Origin of the sequence: Maricaulis parjimensis (assembly GCF_016817355.1) — a bacterium.
Classification (GTDB): Bacteria; Pseudomonadota; Alphaproteobacteria; order Caulobacterales; family Maricaulaceae; genus Maricaulis; species Maricaulis parjimensis.
The window spans coordinates 467,421-484,061 of the sequence record NZ_JADOTT010000001.1 but is presented as its reverse complement, the minus strand read 5'-3'; the positions used below and the strand labels follow the sequence as shown (position 1 = coordinate 484,061).

The 16,641-nt window shown below is 63.2% G+C and carries 20 protein-coding genes; 10 read left to right on the top strand and 10 right to left on the bottom strand.

Annotated features, from left to right (window positions below; genetic code table 11):
• Positions 1–62: 62 nt before the first annotated feature.
• Entirely contained in the window at positions 63–632 is a 570-nt protein-coding gene (locus I0K07_RS02115) for a DUF6197 family protein (protein ID WP_203291011.1), read from the bottom strand.
• A gap of 176 nt (positions 633–808) precedes the next feature.
• On the opposite strand from I0K07_RS02115, the gene I0K07_RS02110 reads away from it, so the two are divergent.
• Positions 809–1,519, top strand: coding sequence for an NAD-dependent deacylase (locus I0K07_RS02110; RefSeq protein ID WP_203291473.1), 711 nt, complete (start codon positions 809–811; stop codon positions 1,517–1,519).
• Here I0K07_RS02110 and I0K07_RS02105 read toward each other — a convergent pair.
• On the bottom strand, positions 1,510–1,914 hold the full coding sequence (locus I0K07_RS02105; RefSeq protein ID WP_203291010.1) for a metallopeptidase family protein: 405 nt from the start codon (positions 1,912–1,914) through the stop codon (positions 1,510–1,512). The genes I0K07_RS02110 and I0K07_RS02105 overlap by 10 nt on opposite strands.
• Before the next feature lie 65 nt (positions 1,915–1,979).
• Between I0K07_RS02105 and I0K07_RS02100 the strand changes: the two genes are divergently transcribed.
• From I0K07_RS02100 to I0K07_RS02090, 3 genes are all read left to right on the top strand, one after another.
• Positions 1,980–2,447 (top strand): MmcB family DNA repair protein, encoded by a 468-nt coding sequence (locus I0K07_RS02100; protein ID WP_203291009.1) that lies wholly within the window; start codon positions 1,980–1,982, stop codon positions 2,445–2,447.
• 51 nt (positions 2,448–2,498) lie between these two features.
• Entirely contained in the window at positions 2,499–3,638 is a 1,140-nt protein-coding gene (locus I0K07_RS02095) for a serine hydrolase domain-containing protein (RefSeq protein ID WP_203291008.1), read from the top strand.
• Positions 3,639–3,720: 82 nt separating this feature from the next.
• Positions 3,721–4,050 (top strand): VOC family protein, encoded by a 330-nt coding sequence (locus I0K07_RS02090; RefSeq protein ID WP_203291007.1) that lies wholly within the window; start codon positions 3,721–3,723, stop codon positions 4,048–4,050.
• 7 nt (positions 4,051–4,057) lie between these two features.
• Here the strand turns inward: I0K07_RS02090 and I0K07_RS02085 are convergent, their stop codons facing one another.
• The 4 genes from I0K07_RS02085 to I0K07_RS02070 form a co-directional block, all read right to left on the bottom strand.
• Positions 4,058–4,456 carry a hypothetical protein gene (locus I0K07_RS02085; RefSeq protein WP_203291006.1) on the bottom strand — a complete coding sequence of 133 codons (399 nt, stop codon included), beginning with the start codon at positions 4,454–4,456 and terminating at the stop codon, positions 4,058–4,060.
• A 26-nt stretch (positions 4,457–4,482) separates the two neighbouring features.
• Positions 4,483–5,451: an alpha/beta fold hydrolase gene (locus I0K07_RS02080; protein WP_203291005.1), complete on the bottom strand. Its 969-nt coding sequence runs from the start codon at positions 5,449–5,451 to the stop codon at positions 4,483–4,485.
• An 88-nt stretch (positions 5,452–5,539) separates the two neighbouring features.
• Positions 5,540–6,454, bottom strand: coding sequence for an EamA family transporter RarD (gene rarD, locus I0K07_RS02075; protein WP_203291004.1), 915 nt, complete (start codon positions 6,452–6,454; stop codon positions 5,540–5,542).
• 91 nt (positions 6,455–6,545) lie between these two features.
• Complete coding sequence (locus I0K07_RS02070) at positions 6,546–7,568, bottom strand: aspartate-semialdehyde dehydrogenase (protein WP_203291003.1); 1,023 nt, start codon at positions 7,566–7,568, stop codon at positions 6,546–6,548.
• 164 nt (positions 7,569–7,732) lie between these two features.
• On the opposite strand from I0K07_RS02070, the gene I0K07_RS02065 reads away from it, so the two are divergent.
• A complete protein-coding gene (locus I0K07_RS02065; RefSeq protein WP_203291002.1) occupies positions 7,733–7,912 on the top strand; it encodes a hypothetical protein in 180 nt (59 codons plus the stop codon).
• Between the two features lie 35 nt (positions 7,913–7,947).
• On the top strand, positions 7,948–8,361 hold the full coding sequence (locus I0K07_RS02060; RefSeq protein WP_203291001.1) for a VOC family protein: 414 nt from the start codon (positions 7,948–7,950) through the stop codon (positions 8,359–8,361).
• Between the two features lie 5 nt (positions 8,362–8,366).
• Here I0K07_RS02060 and I0K07_RS02055 read toward each other — a convergent pair whose 3' ends face one another.
• A complete protein-coding gene (locus I0K07_RS02055; protein ID WP_203291000.1) occupies positions 8,367–8,705 on the bottom strand; it encodes a hypothetical protein in 339 nt (112 codons plus the stop codon).
• A 270-nt stretch (positions 8,706–8,975) separates the two neighbouring features.
• On the opposite strand from I0K07_RS02055, the gene I0K07_RS02050 reads away from it, so the two are divergent.
• On the top strand, positions 8,976–9,188 hold the full coding sequence (locus I0K07_RS02050; RefSeq protein ID WP_203290999.1) for a cold-shock protein: 213 nt from the start codon (positions 8,976–8,978) through the stop codon (positions 9,186–9,188).
• A gap of 81 nt (positions 9,189–9,269) precedes the next feature.
• Here the strand turns inward: I0K07_RS02050 and I0K07_RS02045 are convergent, their stop codons facing one another.
• Both I0K07_RS02045 and I0K07_RS02040 read right to left on the bottom strand, forming a co-directional pair.
• On the bottom strand, positions 9,270–10,265 hold the full coding sequence (locus I0K07_RS02045; RefSeq protein ID WP_203290998.1) for a glycerophosphodiester phosphodiesterase family protein: 996 nt from the start codon (positions 10,263–10,265) through the stop codon (positions 9,270–9,272).
• Between the two features lie 74 nt (positions 10,266–10,339).
• On the bottom strand, positions 10,340–10,555 hold the full coding sequence (locus I0K07_RS02040; RefSeq protein ID WP_203290997.1) for a hypothetical protein: 216 nt from the start codon (positions 10,553–10,555) through the stop codon (positions 10,340–10,342).
• A 71-nt stretch (positions 10,556–10,626) separates the two neighbouring features.
• On the opposite strand from I0K07_RS02040, the gene I0K07_RS02035 reads away from it, so the two are divergent.
• Positions 10,627–12,504 (top strand): cation:proton antiporter, encoded by a 1,878-nt coding sequence (locus I0K07_RS02035; RefSeq protein ID WP_203290996.1) that lies wholly within the window; start codon positions 10,627–10,629, stop codon positions 12,502–12,504.
• Here I0K07_RS02035 and I0K07_RS02030 read toward each other — a convergent pair.
• The gene (locus I0K07_RS02030; RefSeq protein ID WP_203290995.1) at positions 12,456–12,686 is read right to left on the bottom strand and encodes a hypothetical protein; all 231 of its coding nucleotides are present in this window, start codon (positions 12,684–12,686) and stop codon (positions 12,456–12,458) included. The genes I0K07_RS02035 and I0K07_RS02030 overlap by 49 nt on opposite strands.
• A gap of 195 nt (positions 12,687–12,881) precedes the next feature.
• Here I0K07_RS02030 and I0K07_RS02025 point away from each other — a divergent pair, with 195 nt between their 5' ends.
• Positions 12,882–14,897 carry a transglycosylase domain-containing protein gene (locus I0K07_RS02025; RefSeq protein WP_203290994.1) on the top strand — a complete coding sequence of 672 codons (2,016 nt, stop codon included), beginning with the start codon at positions 12,882–12,884 and terminating at the stop codon, positions 14,895–14,897.
• A 100-nt stretch (positions 14,898–14,997) separates the two neighbouring features.
• Positions 14,998–16,599, top strand: a complete 1,602-nt coding sequence (locus tag I0K07_RS02020) for a hypothetical protein (RefSeq protein WP_203290993.1) — start codon at positions 14,998–15,000, stop codon at positions 16,597–16,599.
• Positions 16,600–16,641 lie beyond the last annotated feature (42 nt).

Below are 16,641 nucleotides of genomic sequence, written 5' to 3'. Positions count from 1 at the left end.
ACCGCGATGACAAAAACCCCGCCGGGAAACCGGCGGGGTTTTTTGTTGTCCCACTAGACGGCTCAGTCGGCGGGCGGGCATTGTCCGGCGAGACGTTCGGCGAGGTTCGCCCGTGCCTCGGTCAGGGCGGAGACGGCATCGGCAAAGCGGGTCTCCGGATCATTGTTATAGTCCTGCATCCGGTGGGCATAATCGCGACCGGCACTGCGGTCCTGGATGATGAAGCGGACTTCCTGCAGCGCCGTGCGGCGGTGTTCATACACGCCTGACATGTCGTGCGAGGCCTGCCACAGGGCACAGAAGATGGATCGGCGCGTATCGGTCTCGTCGCACTGGCGATCATCGTCGCGATCCCAGTCGGCCTCGCTGGACAGATAGGTCGAGGCCCGGTCCAGAATGTCCAGATCGCGCTGCGTCACCGGACGATTGCGATCCTGCAGAAGCGCCATTGTGGTTTCAAGCAGGGCCTGTTGATCCGGCGTGCGGTCGCCTTCGGGAATGCTGGAATAAATCTCCATGCCCTGATGGATCGTGGCCAGCTCGGTCTTGACCTGCAATGCGATGGACGCCTCGCAGCTTGGGGTGTCCCCGCCCGCCGCCATGATCGCCAGCCAGACAGCACTGATCACCATATCTCACTCCGCAAGAATTTCCTGTTCCGTTACTGTCACATAGGTTGCGCCAAAAGCGCCAGAGCGGATCGGTCAATGACGGTTTCGGACCGGTGAATGACGGTCTCGCCGGACTGCGCGGATATTTGTCCGGGCCGGCGCTTCACCTTCTGCCCGACCCGCGCTTAACTTCCACCATGACAGGCTCTCTCGTCATTCTCACCGGCGCCGGCATTTCCGCGGAATCCGGCCTGGGTACATTCCGCGATCCGGACGGGTTGTGGGCGAAATTCGACTGGCAGGCGCTGGCGACGCCGGAAGCCTTCGCGGCGCAGCCGGGACGCGTGCATGAGTTCTACAATGCGCGGCGCGGCAATCTCGCAGCGGCCCGGCCGCATGCCGCCCATGAGGCGCTGGCGCGGCTGGAGCGGGACTGGCTGGCGCGGGGCGGGGATTTCCTTCTGGTCACCCAGAATGTCGATGATCTGCACGAGCAGGCCGGTTCGCAGCGTCTGATCCACATGCATGGCGAGCTCAAGAAAATGCGCTGTCTGGGCTGCCACTCCGTGATGGAGGCGCCTTTGGGGCTGGGCACGGACACAGCCTGTCCGCGTTGCAGCCAGCCCGGCTTCCTGCGGCCCAATGTGGTCTGGTTCGGCGAGATACCGCTGGAAATGGATGTCATCTTCCAGGCGCTGGAGACCTGCACGCATTTCGCCGCCATTGGTACATCGGGCACGGTCTATCCTGCGGCCGGTTTTTCCCAGGTGGCCGGGCAGGCGGGGGCCCGTCTCACCGAGATCAATCTGGCCGAAACAGAAACCTCACCGCAATTCCATGAGCGGGTGTCCGGCCCGGCCAGCGAAGCTGTGCCGCGCTGGGTGGAGCGAATTCTCGCTCAGACCTGATCCTCGATCGCGTGCATGTCGTCGTCTGAGAGGCCGAAATGATGGCCGATTTCGTGGACGAGGACGTGGGTGACCAGCTCGCCCAGAGGCAAATCGCCACGTTCGGCCCATTCATCCAGGATGGGGCGGCGATAGAGGATGACGCGGTCCGGCTCGCCGGACGGGTCACTGACGGATTTCTGGGTCAGGTCAATGCCGATATAGACCCCGGTCAGTTCGAACGGGTCTTTCATGCCCAGCTCGCGAAGGGTTTCGCTGTCGGCGAAATCGGCGACGAAGACCTCCACCCGGCCGCACAGGGCGCGGAAAGCTTCGGGCAGGCTGTTGAAGGCCTGCGCAGCGAGGTCTTCGAAATCCTCGAGCGAGGGGGCAATGAGGTCGGCAATATCGGTCATGCGCCGAGATATAGGCTGCGCCTGACCGGCTTGTCAGGTGAACAAATATGGAACATGCTGGGCGAATGGACCTGTCTGACGTTGCCTCCGCCTCCAATCCTGACATTGATGACGCCCAGGCGCTGATGCGCGGGGCGGCACGCCTGCTCTGGCAGATGGGCTATTCCGCCATTCCCGAATTCATCCTGCCCGACGGGCGCCGCGCCGATCTGATGGCGATCGGCCGCAAGGGTGAGATGACAATTGTGGAGATCAAGTCGGGCATTGCCGACTTCCGGGCCGACAATAAGTGGGAAAACTACCAAGGCTATTGCGAGCGGATCTATTTTGCCGTCTCCCAGCGCTTTCCCCATGAGCTGATCCCCGAGCATGCCGGCCTGATCGTGGCGGACGGGTTTGGTGGGGCCGTTGTGCGCGAAAGCCCGGCCCTGACCCTGGCCCCTGCCCGGCGCAAGGCCCTGACCCTGCGCTTTGCCCGGGCCGCGGCCGACCGGTTGATGCGGGTGGATGACGGGCCGACGCCTTCACTGTAGGTGCCGCGAACATCGCTTGATCCACTCCGCGGGCGGCGTTAGCCAAGAGGCATGACAACCGACACGCTTCCCGAATTGCACGGCCATGTCGCCACCGGTTTCGAACCGGTCGCGGAGGCCTTCCTTGCCAATTGGTCCGAGTTTGACGAGATCGGCGCCGGCTTCGCCCTGCGGCTCGAAGGCGAGACCGTGGTGGATATCCATGCCGGCTGGGCGGATCGCAAGAAATCGCGCGACTGGGAGGCCGATACGCTGGTGCCGGTCTACTCAACCGGCAAGGCCATTGCCGCCTTGGTCATGGCCAAGCTCGTGGACCGGGGTCTGCTCGACTATGAAGCCCGCGTTGCGGACTACTGGCCGGAATTTGCGGCGGGTGGCAAGTCGAGCGTGACCGTTGCCCAGGCCTTGTCCCACCAGGCCGGTCTGTCCGGCATTGCCGAGGAAATGGATGCGGGCGACTGGTTTGATGCCGCCCTGATCGAGGATCGTCTTGCGCGTCAGGCACCGCTCTGGCCGCTGGGGACGGGGTCGGGCTATCACCCGGTGACCTTCGGCTTCATCGCGGATGCCCTGGCACGGCGCACGGATGGCCGTTCCATTGGCGCCATTCTGCGCGAGGATATCTGCGGGCCGGCCGGGATTGACTTCCATGTCGGCCTGCCGGAGAGCGAGCATGGCCGCGCGGCGGAACATGCCATGCCGCGTCAATTGCCGGATCTGGGTGAGATGACCCTGCCGCGCCAGCTGGCCTTCGGCAAAGCCTGGTCATCGCCGGGCCGTCGCGGGGCCGCGGAATGGCGCAAGGCCGAATTTCCGGCCGCAAATGCCCATGCCACGGCCGGTGCCATTGCCCGCCTGATGGATGTCTATTCCGAAGGCGGCAAGCTGGACGGCAAACGTTTCATCGGTCCGGCGACGCTGGAGGCCCTGGTATCGGAACGGGTGCGCGGCGAAGACAAGGTCCTGCCTTTCGAACTGTCCTGGGGTGCGGGTGTCATGCGCAATGTCACGCCGGGCTTTTATGGTCCGACGCCGGAGACGGTCGGGCATTCCGGCTGGGGCGGGTCCTGCGGTTTCGCCGATCCGGTCAAGCGCCTGACCGGCGCCTATGTGATGAACCGGCAGATGCATTATCTCGCTGGCGATCCGCGCCCGGTGAAGCTGATCGACGCGGCCTATTCCTGTTTGTAGCCGGCCTTGCCGTAATTTCGCTTTATGCAGACAATACGGGCCAATCCCTTTAGCCTCGCTGTGAAGCAAGTGGGGATTTTCCATGGATCTGGGACAGTTTTCGGTCTCGCTGGCCGTCAAGGACATACTCAAATCGCTCGAATTCTATGTCGCGCTCGGCTTTGAAGTCGTCGGCGGGGAGCTGACGCAGAACTGGGTCATCCTGCAGAACGGGGACACCAAGATCGGCTTGTTCCAGGGCATGCTCGAAGACGATGTGCTGACCTTCAATCCGAAGGATGCGCGGGCGATCCTGGCGCATCTGAAGGATCTGGGTCGCGCCGAGGGTGCCGAAATCAAAGACGATAGCGGACCGGCGCACTTCATGATCAAGGATCCGGACGGGCGGACACTTCTGTTCGACCAGTTCTAGCGGAGGTTCACCGGGTCTTGCCCAACCAGGCCAGGGCTTCCTGACGGGTGGGGAAGACACCGATACTCGTCTTCCAGTTCTGCCGGTTCATCGCTTCCCACAAATGCGGGATGACACGTTTCAAATCATTGGAGCAGACCAGCGCCGTTTTTGGTGCGTCACCATTGCGGTGTTCGGCATTCCAGCCGCGCATGAATTCCTGGTGAGCGGCGAGGTTCTCGGGCGTGAACGTGTCCAGGGCGGCATTGTCCGGGATGATGAAAATGACATCGAAATCCGGGTCCCATCCGTCAACATCCGGCAGGGCGGCGATGTCATCGCGCAGCTCAAGCAGGGTTTGCTGAGGGCGGAAGGTGATCTCCGCGAGCCGCCGCTCGGCGTCCAGACTCCATTCCCCTTGCCCCATCAAACGCCTCCAACACGCGCCAATCGTCAGATTCTAGCTGGAAACCGTCGCCCCAGCCAGTCTCGCATAAGCGTATTCAACCTGTCGGGCGCTTCCCACATTGTCCAGTGTCCGCAGCCCTCGATCGTGTGCATTTCCACATCCTTGCAGAGAGCGGGCATCCAGCGGGTCATGGCGGGAGGCAGGAAGACGTCACGGTCCGCCGAAATCATCAGACAGGGCATGGCGAGGCGGTGGTCCACACCGCCCATGCGTTCCCAATTGGCATTGAAATTCCGGTAGATGTGGATTGTCGTGGCAAACCCGGTCCGGCGGTAAGCGTCGGCGTAGACAGCCCTTTCTGCGGCCGGCACAACAATTTCCGCTTCGTCGCGGCCCTTGAAATGCTCGAACAGACGCGGCAGGTGCGACACACGCGGCAGGGCCTTTTCCGCGCTCTTTGCCGAAAGGGGCCGCCCGAACATGAAGGCAAAGAAGTCGTCCTCCCGTCCTTCGAACCGGCTTTCCGCATAGCCTTCTTCCTGGAAACGGACGATGTAGTGATCGTCTCCGCCGGTTTCCCGGAATGCTGTGAGCGGGGGTTCCGATCCGCGCGGCAGGTGGGGCGTGTTGACGCCGATCACGCCGGCGACCCGCTCGGCCGCCAGCATGGCGGCATGCCAAACAATGATCCCGCCCCAGTCATGGCCGACAAAAATCGCCGTCTCGTGACCGAACGCATCGAGCAGACCAGTCAGATCGGCAATCAGCGTGTCGATGCCATAGTCGGCGGCATCCGGGGGGCAGTCTGAACCCCCGAAACCGCGCAGGTCGGGAGCGATGACATGGTAGCCTGCCTCGGCCAGGGCCGGGATCTGGTGTTTCCAGGAATGGGCCAATTCCGGCCAGCCATGCACCAGAAGCACGGCCGGTCCGTCCGAGGGGCCCGCCTCATAAACACAAAGTTCGATACCGTTTGTGCGAACGCGCTTCGGTTCCGGCAGGTCAGCTGACATTGAGGGCTCTCCGCTTGGGTTCCCGGTCCTGAGCGGCCAGATGAAGGGCGTCGTCCCGTCGGGTCAAGCCTCGCAGCGGTTCCGACGCCTATTCGGGCGGGGAGACAACGGGTTTGAGGTTGCGGCGCAGGGTGGACCAGGCAAACAGGGCCACGCCGCCCCAGATCAGGGCAAAGGTCAGCAGATTGCCCAGGGCAAAGGGCTCGCCGCCGGCCACACCGATGATGAATTGCAGGCTTGGTGCCAGGAATTGAAGCAGGCCCATGGTCGACAGGTGCAGGCCGCGCACCCCGATCGTGTAGAGCAGAAGCGGCACGACGGTGACCAGACCAGAGGCCATCAGGAGCAGGGCCTGGACCGGGCTCTCATGGAAATGTCCCTGACCGTTCGCATTGATGATGGTCAGGCCGATCACGGCGATGGGCAGGATGAAGACGGTTTCCCAGAACAGGCCGATCCGTCCGTCGACGGCAGCGACTTTGCGCAGATAGCCATAGGCGGTGAAGCTGGTGGCCAGCAGGAGGGAGAGCCAGGGCACTTCACCGACGGTGAGAACCTGGTTCATCACGCCAAGGGCCGCCAGCACGATGGCGCCGATCCGGTGGGGGCCGAGCGGTTCGCGCAGGATCAGGACGCCGACCGCCACACTCATCAGCGGATTGATGTAATAACCCAGCGAGGCCTGAAGCACGTGACCCGTATTCACGGCGAAGATAAACCCCCACCAATTCACGGAAATCAGCGCAGAAGTGGCAAGGAGTGTCAGCAGGGTCCGCGGATCGCGAATGGCGGTGAAGGCCGCTTTGATCTTGCCCGAAATGGCAAGAACTGTCAGGAGCAACGGCACGGCCCAAATCACCCGGTGAAGGATGATCTCAACCGCGCCGGCAAAATCCAGCAGATGGAAGAAAAGCGGTGACAGGCCCCAGAGGAGATAGGCCGAAAACCCGGCGGCCAGAGCGGGCCGGATATCGGTCTGCGTCGTGTTCGAACCCGTGCTCATGGCGGCACTCCCTGTCAGCCTGTCAGGCCAGTTAGGGCGTGCCGCCGCCAATTGCGAGCCGCCAGTCCTGCATAACCGGTATGACGGGCGCCTAGTCGGCCTTCAGCAGCCCCTTGTTGAGCAGACCTTCGGCAATCTGGACGGCATTGAGAGCCGCACCCTTGCGCAGATTGTCAGACACGACCCAGAGGGCCAGGCCGTTCTCGACCGTCGGGTCCTCGCGGACGCGGGAGACAAAGGTCGCAAACTCGCCGACGCACTCCACCGGCGTGATATAGCCTTCATCCTCGCGCTTATCGATCACCATCAGGCCCGGGCTTTCGCGCAGCAGGTCACGCGCCTCGTCGGCCGACAGCTCATCCTCCAGCTCCAGATGGGCGGCAATGGAGTGGCCGACAAAGACCGGCACGCGGGCGCAGGTCGCAAACAGTTTGATCTTCGTGTCCAGGATCTTCTTGGTCTCCGCCGTCATCTTCCACTCTTCCTTGGTGGAACCGTCTTCCATGAAGACGTCGATGTGCGGGATCACATTGAAAGCGATCTGCTTGGTGAATTTGGTCGGGGTGGGCGTGTCATTGACATAAATGCCCTTGGTCTGGGTCCACAGCTCGTCCATGCCTTCCTGGCCGGCCCCGGAGACCGACTGGTAGGTGGCGCAGGACACGCGCTTGATCCCGGCCCGGTCATGGATCGGTTTGAGCGCGACGACGAGCTGGATGGTGGAGCAGTTGGGATTGGCGACAATTCCCTTCTTCTTCACCCCTTCCAGGGCGTCCAGATTCACTTCCGGCACGACCAGCGGCACGTCCGGGTCCATCCGCCACGCCGAGGAATTGTCGACGACGATGGCGCCGGCCTTGGCGATCTTTGGTGCCCATTCCTTGGAAGGGCCGCCGCCGGCGGACATCAGGACGAGATCGACCTTGGAGAAGTCGAAGGTCTCGACATCCTGGCAGCGCAGGGTCTTTTCACCATAGGAGAGCTCAACGCCCATCGATTTTCGGGTGGCCAGAGCGAAAACCTCGTCTGCCGGAAACAGCCGCTCCGCCAGAATCGTGAGCATCTCTTTGCCCACTGCGCCCGTTGCACCGAAAACCGCGACTTTCACACCCATGATGTTTGACCTCTCTGCATGCCCGGAACTCTATCCGGGACGTCGCGGTGCACATAAACGCCTGAGCCGGTGCTGGCTAGGCGGTTTTTGCGGTGAGCGACAGATGCCATGGATTTGCGAGGCATAAAATTCTAAGCTTGCGGGGTGCAGGCAGGGAGGAATGCATGGATCCGCTCGTACTGATTGGCGTGTTCTTCGCGGCCGGGGTCGCCTTCATGGGTTTCTTCGTCGTGGTGATGCTGGTCCTCGGCAAGGGGAAGGCCGGGCGTGGTCCGGGGTCTTCGGAGCCGACCAATACGGCCGCCGACGCGATGCGGCATGTCCGCAATTCCGATAATTTCTGAGCCGGGGAAGACGCGCAAACGGGGGACATTCCAACATGGCAGACAAGGATGCGGCCAAGGGCGTCAGGCCCTCGGTCTATGGTTTTGGTATTGGCGTCAGCGATCTGGAGCGCTCGAATGCCTTCTACACCGAACTTCTGGGCATGAAGCGGGTGATGGATTTCTCGCTCAGCCATATGGACGAGATTGTCCTGCTCTATCCGGATGGGGGCTCATCCCTGGTCCTGATGCATTGGACCGATGGTTCCACGCGGGACTATGCCAACAACCCGGTGAAGATCGTGGTGAGGCTCGAGGACCCCAAGGCGGTTGCCGACAAGATCCGGGCTGCGGGCTATCTTATCATCCGTGAGCCGGAACCGGCGCCGGAAGTGGGTGGATTCATCGTGGGCTTCGCCAAGGATCCGGACGGCTATCTGGTGGAATTGCTCGACGCGAACCAGAGCTGAGCCGGTCAGCCGCGACGCGACATGCGCTGCCAGATCCGCCAGGCGACCAGACCGACCAGGCAGAGCACGATCAGGTCGAGCGCGGTAAAGCCGAGGAAAAGCGGGCGGATCAGGCGTTCCAGCGCGCCCCAGCGCCCGTCATAAATGGTCTCACCCTGCCGGTGGAAGCCGATATAGACGGCAATGCCGACCACCAGGGCTGCGCCGAAACCGGCCAGGCGGATCATGCCGGCCGGGTTGAATCCGCGACCTTTTTCAGCGCTTTGTTCGCGACGGCGATGGGTGCGATCAAGAAATCGACGGCGGGCCATGTCCGGTTCGGTGTCCTTCAGCTCGGCCCGCATGCACCGGACCGCAGATTGATTATGACCGAGCCGTGATTGCATGCCACAGGAGTTTCATTTGCCTTGCAGGGCAATCCGTGCGCATAACAATCGGGACGGGCGGCCTGAAGAGGCCGGACGGAATTCTGATCGCCTACCCTGCGACCTCGTTCGCAACGGACACATAGACTTCAGCCTTCCCCGACTTTTACGTCCGTAATACCGATGGCGGGGCGCCGTTGTCGGACAGTGCTTATGCCCGCACGCAGGGCAACAGGGAAGGTTCCCCCTATGGCCACAGGTACGGTCAAATTCTTCAACCAAAGCAAAGGCTTTGGCTTTATCACCCCGGATGAGGGCGGCAATGACGTGTTCGTCCACATCTCTGCAGTCCAGGCTTCTGGTCTGCCGGGTCTGAATGACGGACAAAAAGTCTCCTTCGAAACCGAGCCGGATCGTCGCGGCAAGGGTCCGAAGGCGGTGAACCTGCAGTACGCCGACTAAGCGTCTGCCGGATTTCCGGATTCAAGAGGGCGTGGGGCGCAAGCTCCACGCCTTTCTTTTTGCCCATACCCGCGACTGAACCTATTCGAAAGCGGCTTCGACCTCGGTCCGAACCCGGACGCCCGTGGCCGGAAAGTCGGTGAAGACCCCATCTGCGCCGAAACGCATGACCTGGCGGAGCTCCCATTCCACACCGCGGTCCGGATTCATCGGGACATCATCCCGGAAGGTCCAGGGGTGAACGCTCAGGCCCAGCTCATGAGCCTCGTGGATGAAGCCCGTATTGGACCCGTCTTCATTGATGACGAGGGATTTGGCCGGGCCGACCCCGTCCGCAAATCCGGCGGCATCCGCCAGCGCCACCGTGGGCGTGCCCATCATGGCGGCGGGATCCAGCTCATTCATCTCGAAGACCAGCATGAGAAGCGGTGTATCAACCTCCTCATTGAGCCGGCGCAGGAAGTCGGGCTCGAAACACTGGATCGCTGTGGCGGCATCCTCCCCGTCCAATTCCCGCTCGCGCAGGATGCGAACGAGTTCAGGCAGCGGGTCCAGGCCGATCGAGGCGAAATGTCCGGGCGACTTCACCTCTGGCTCCGTGGGCACACCCAGCTCCTCGGCCAGATCGAGAACCTCTTCGAATGTCGGTATCAGGAATTGGTCGTCAAATGCGTGATCGCGCTGGGGCCATGGTTGACGGGCCCGTAGTGTGCGGATCTCCGCGAGGGTGAAATCTTCCACCCACCAATCATCCCGTTCACCCTGAACGCGCCGCCGGTCCGCGAATTCGGGGATGTCAGCGACATTGGTTGTGGTGGAGAGATAGTGATCATGGCGGACCACGAGGACCCCATCCAAGGTCATGACGAGATCGGGTTCGATGATATCGGCGCCCTGCTCCACAGCCAGGCGATAGCCTTCCAGCGTATGCTCCGGCCGGTCCCCGCTGGCGCCGCGATGGGCGATGATCCTGGGGGCGGACCCATCCAGGGTCGCCCAGGGCGAGCCATCCTGCGCGAGGGCAGGTTCGCCGGTCAGAAGCGCAAAGCCGGCAGCCAGAAGGGTCAGTCTCATCATCAAATCTCCCCGGTTTTGCGCAGGCTAGCGCGCCTCGGGCATTGAGGAGAATGAATTATCCGCGACAGGCCGGATCAGGCAGCGAACAGGCCGCCGCCCAATGCTCCCATTCCGCCCAGCACGCTGAAGGCCAGTCCGGAGAACAGGCGGCGGCGCAGCAAAAAGGCACCGGCCAGCTGGGCCAGGTTCGCGATATTGGAGGCGCCGATCAGGGCGACGGGGCCGCCAATGAAAAGCGCGACCAGGAAAGAAACCAAAGCCAGTTGAATGTCTTGCGGTAGTGCGGTCATCTCAGCCTCCCCAGCTTTTTCTCGCCGCCCGATGGCGACGGCGTGTTCGAAACACGCTAACAACACGCCCCATGATCCACGCCCCGCCTGACCTCACCCTGACCATCGCGCTCATCGCCGGTTCAGGTATTGCCGCCCAATGGCTCGCATGGCGCCTGCGCTGGCCGTCCATCGTGCTGATGATGGGGGCTGGTCTGATCCTGGGGCCCGGTATTGCGCTGATCACCGGCACACCGCTCCTGTCACCGTCCGGCAGTTGGGGCGGCTATCTGCGCCCCATGATCGCCCTGGCCGTGGCGGTCATCCTGTTCGAGGGCGGGATCACCCTGAATTTCCGGGAATTGCGGGATGCATCGGGTCCTGTGCGCCGGATCGTCTTCCTCGGTTTCCCGCTGGGCTGGGCCGGGGCGACACTGGCCCTGCACTATGTGGCCGGTCTCGCCTGGGATCTCTCCGCGATGATCGGGGCTCTTCTGACCACGACCGGACCAACCGTCGTCCTGCCCCTCCTGCGACAGGCCAAGCTTCCCGCCCGAATTGCCTCGGTGCTGAAATGGGAAGGCATCGTCAATGACCCGATCGGCGCCCTGGCGGCGGTATTCGTGTTCGAGGCGGCCCGTCAGAGCGCGCTGGGCCAGGATTGGCTGGGCGCGGCCGGCGCACTGACCATGGGCGCCCTGATCGGGGCTGTGCTGGGTTTTGCCTTCGGCTTCGGCCTCTCCCAGGCCTTCCGCCGGGGCTGGGTGCCTGAACCGATGAAAGCGCCGCTCGTTCTGGCGGCGGTAATGGTGTGTTTCTCGACCGCGGACGCCCTAGCCAGCGAAACCGGACTGGTCGCCGTGACGATTTTCGGTCTGGTCGTGGCCAATTCCCGGCTGGCCTCGATCGAGGAAATGCGCCGCTTCAAGGAGGGCATCGCCTCCATCCTGGTGGCCAGCGTTTTTGTGGTTCTCGCAGCCGATCTCACCCCGTCCGATCTGTCAGCGCTGGGCTGGGAGCATTTGGCCTTTATCGCGGTTTTCATGCTGATTGTGCGGCCGCTCTCGGTCTTTCTGGCCACGGTGGGGTCCGGACTGGATGCCAAGGAAACCGTCTTTGTCGGTCTGATCGGACCGCGCGGCGTGGTGGCCGCGGCGGCGGCCGGGCATCTGGCCGTGTCGCTGGTGGAGGTGGGCCGCGAGGACGCGCTCATCCTCGCCCCGCTGGTCTTTGCGACCATTTTTGTCAGCGTTGTGGGTTGTGGATTCTCCGTGGCACCGCTGGCCAGCCTGCTGGGCCTGTCGCGCAGCGGACCGGAACGCTTGCTCATCGTCGGGGCAAACCCCTGGAGTTTGGGCCTGGCTGATGCGCTGAAGAAAGCCGACATCCCGCTCACCATTGCCGATACCAGCTGGCGCCGCCTTCGCGAGGCGCGGCTGAGCGGGCATGATGTCTATTATGGCGAGGTCCTGTCCGAGGCCGCAGACTGGCGGTTGGAGCCGAGCCGGTTCGCCGCGCTGCTCGCGGTCTCGCCCAATGATGCCTACAACGCGCTGGTCTGTGTGGATTATGCGCCCGAGCTGGGCCGGTCGCGCGTCTACCAGGTGTCCGGACTGGATGGCCGGGCCGATACGGAAAAACCCGATGAGGATCCGCGGGCGATTGCCTATACGGCGCGGGGCCGGACCTTGATCCGGCGGGGTCGCGGCTATGACAGCCTGGCCCGGGATTGGTGGTCAGGCTGGAGCTTCCGGACGACCCGGCTGACCGAGACCTATTCGCTGGCCGACTATCTGGCGGATATTGGGCCCGATCCTGACCTGGTCCTGGCACGCTCAGCCAGTGGCAAGCTCACCATTCTGGGGCCAGGGCGGGAACCGCCAACGGCGGCGGGCACGGTACTTGTCCGCTTTGCGCCGCCTCAATCGACGGCAGACGCGCCGGATGGGTCAGCCAAGGCCTCGGAATAATTCGGAAAACCGTCAGCCGGCTGGGCGCCGCCGGGCGGCGCGCTGCCGCAATAGGGCCAGTTCGGTGAGTTCGGGTCACCGTGCGGGCAGACAGCATCCGTGCCTTCATAGATGACGCAGCCCGACAGGCTGGCTGCGCCGGCCAGGGCGGCAAGGACGAAAATTGAACGCTTTACGGACATGATTGGGCCCCTCTTCAGCGCCATGGTGGCGACCGGACGGGGCAAGCGCAAGCGGGTTTGCACGTCTTGCGCGGACGCGTGTCCTCCATGCACCAGTCGGCAGGGTCCGGGTCCTGCCGGGATGGGTGAATCTTCATGGGGAATTAACCGTGAGCGCGCCAGATAGACCTTCCGCTTTTCGATCAGGATGGGGATATGGCCCGCCGCTCCAGGACAACCACTTCCGCGTCGCGGCGGCGCACGCAGGCCGTTCCGGCCCGGCGCCCGGCGAAACGGCGGAAAAAGTCCGGTTTTCCCTGGCTGCGCAGCCTTCTGGTTCTTGTCATCATCGGTACGCTCGGCGTGGGCGGCTATCTCGTTTCTGTTGCGCGGGACCTGCCCGACACGTCCGGCCTCACCACGGTGGAGCCTGCCGCCTCGATCACCTATCTGGACCATCGCGGCCGTCTGATCGCCCGCCGTGGCTCTGCGCAGGGTCATGAGGTGAGCATCGAGGATTTGCCGCCCTATCTCATTGATGCGGTGCTGGCGGTCGAAGACCGGCGCTTCTATTCGCATCCGGGTGTCGATGTGATCGGTCTGTCGCGGGCGATGCTGGCCAATCTGCGGGCCGGTCACGTTGTGCAAGGCGGGTCCACCCTGACCCAGCAGCTGGCCAAGAACCTCTTCTTGTCACCGGAACGCACCCTGCGCCGCAAAGTGCAGGAAATGATGCTGGCCTTCTGGCTGGAGAGCCAGTTCAGCAAGGACGAGATCCTCGAACTCTATCTCAACCGGGTCTATTTCGGCGGCGGGGCCTATGGTGTTGAAGCCGCGTCGCTGCGCTATTTCGGCCGTCCGGCGAGTGAGTTGGCCTTGGGCGAGGCGGCGTTGCTGGCGGGCCTGCTCAAGGCGCCGTCGCGCTATTCCCCGGTCAATGATGCGGCCCGTGCGGCGGCCCGGGCCACGGTTGTGCTGGACCTGATGGCCCAGACCGGACGGATCACCGAGGCGGAACGGATTGCTGCCGCAGAAGTGCCGATCCGCGTCTCGCGCGGCGCGTCCAGCCCGGGTGCCCAGTATTTCATCGACTGGCTGTCGCCGGATGTCCGGGAGCTGGCCGGTGCCCGGCATGGCGATCTTGTTGTCTACACGACGCTGGACGTGGATGCGCAGCGGGCCGCGGAAACCGCCCTCAATGACGTGTTGGGCGATGATGAACTGGCTTCCGGCGCGAGTGAGGGGGCTGTCGTCTCCCTGGCGCATGATGGCGCGGTACGCGCCATGGTCGGCGGCCGCAGCTATGTGCAGTCGCAGTTCAATCGGGCGGTGCTCGCCCAGCGTCAGCCGGGTTCGGCCTTTAAACCCTTTGTCTATGCGTCTGCCTTCGAGGCGGGGCTGCGGCCGGATGATGTGCGCAATGATGCGCCCGTCCGCGTCGGCGACTGGGAGCCCCAGAATTACAACGATACCTATCGTGGCGAGATCACGCTGCGTGAAGCCTTTTTTCGGTCCTCCAATTCCGTGGCGGTGCAGATCGCCGAGGAGACCGGTCGCGGACATGTGGCGCGGCTGGCGCGCCGGATGGGTGTGTCCAGCCCGATGCGGGTCGACCGGTCGCTGGCATTGGGATCGTATGAAGTGACGCCGCTGGAATTGGCGACGGCCTATACCCCGTTCGCCAATGGTGGCTACAGCGCGGAGGCTTTCGGGATTTCGCGCATCGAGACCGCGGATGGCGATGTGCTCTACCAGGCGCCGCCCCGGACCGGCGAGCTCATCCTGGATGCGCGCACATCCACCTATATGCGGGACCTGATGGGGGCCGTTGTGCGCCTGGGGACCGGGCGGAATGCGGCCGTGCCGGGTTTGAACGCGGCCGGCAAGACCGGCACGACCAACGAATTCCGGGACGCCTGGTTTGCCGGCTATGCCGGTGATCTGGTCACCGTCGTCTGGGCGGGCAATGACGACAATTCCCCGACGGATCACGCCACCGGCGGCGGCCCGCCGGCGCGTGTCTTCGGCGCCTATATGCGTACGGCACCGCGTGATGGCGTGGCTGGCCGGATCCAGCCCACAGCCCCCCGTTTGACGCCGGTCATGGCCGACACGGACCTGGCTCCGGCGGCAGAGCTGGCCGAGCCGGCCGTGGAAACGCCTGAAGCGGAGACCGAGTCCGACCCGATCGCGGCCTTTCTGGCTTCGCTGGGGGGACCGGATAGCGAGTAATCCCCTGCGCTTTTCATGCTTGTTCCGGGACAGGGCGGGTACGGACTGCTATCCTTGAGTGTGAGGGATCGGTCCGACACTCAATCCTTAGAGGGGAAACATGAAACACCACCTTCTTACCGCCCTGGCCGCAGGCAGCCTTGTTGCGATTGCCTGGCCGCAGGGTGATGCCCTGGCCCAGAGCCGCGCCGCTGCGGAAGCCGCGATGGAGCAGCTCGGCATTGCGGACAATTCCGGTTTTGACGGCCGGATGACCTATGGCGAGGCGAACTGGTCAAACGGTCGGTACATCCTGTCCGACGTCGTCCTGAGTTTTCCGGATTCCGAGACGGATGATGAGGCCGAAGAGGGCGATTACGAATTCGGCAATGAGTTCGAGACCGCCCGGATCGAGCGGATGATCTTTGACATGCCGCGCCTGGATGACAGCGGATCCGCCATTTTCGATGGCTGGGCTGTTGAGGGCATGCAGGCGGTCGATGGCGATAGTTCCGACGTCATGCGGATCGGCTATCTCGGCGCTAGCGGTATCAATGCCGAAATGGCGCAGGATCTGGTCCGGGCTATCACGCGCGGCGACGAAAGCTTTGAGCCCGACTGGGAGAGCTGGCGCTTTGAGGACCTCCGTCTGGAAGGTCTCGAGGTGGAAAGCGAGGAAGCGGGCCAGCCCACGCGCATGTCACTCGCGCAATTTGCCCTGCACGACCATACCGACCTGGAACTGGGTCAGTTCATCATTTCCGGTTTCACGCTGGATGGGCCGGGCGATAGCGGGCCGATCGCGTTCCGGCTCGACGAATTCTCTGTCACGGGTTTCAAGACCGAAGCCTATTCCGACCTGATGAGTGTGATTGCGGCCGGCGGGAGTGAGGATGACGTCATGTCGGCCTACTACCAGTCGATCCTGTCGCCGCAGATGGACCTTTTCGACCAGTTTGCCGTTCGGGGCCTGCTGGTGGATGCCGAAGGCGTTCACGTGGCGCTGGATAATCTGACGGCTCAGATTCATCAGCGTGGATCGCGTTACATTTCCGAGATGACGCTGGATTCCATGCGCCTCATCCCGGACGCCACGAAACAGGCCGGCGCGCAGCTGGCGATGGCGCTCGGCATGCTGGGCTACGAGAATCTTGAGCTCAGCATGGCCAGCAATGGCGTGTATGACGAAGCGACCGGCCGCGCCTGGTCGGAGGGTGAGAATTACGTCCAGCTCCATGAAGGCCTTCGTCTGGAGATAGAGCAGAACTTCTCCGGTTATGATGCCTATTACGCGAACCTGCCGAGCGTGATCTCCGACATGGAAGCGGCGGGTGACAATGAAGCGCTGCAGGCCGAGCTCAGCATGGACATGATGCGGCCGATCATCCTGCACAATTTCACCCTGCGCCTGGTGGATCTGTCCCTGCTGGAACGGGCGTTGGAAGCCGGTGCGGCAGCCCAGGGCATCACCACGGACGAGCTGCGCATGCAGGCCGGTGCCATGGTGGGCATGGGCATGATGTCGGCGCCGCCGGAAATCCCGCGGCCGCTTCTGTCGCAATTGTCCGGCGCGCTGACCAATTTCATCAATACCGGTGGCACGCTGACGATTGATGCGACGCCGCCGGAGCCGATTTCCTTCGGCGCCATTCTCGAGGAAATCGAGGCGGGTACGTTTGATTACAATGATCTGGGCCTGAGCTTCACGACCGAAGCGCCCTGACGCGTCTGCACGTATCGCATCAAGAAGGGGCCCGGCCGGTCA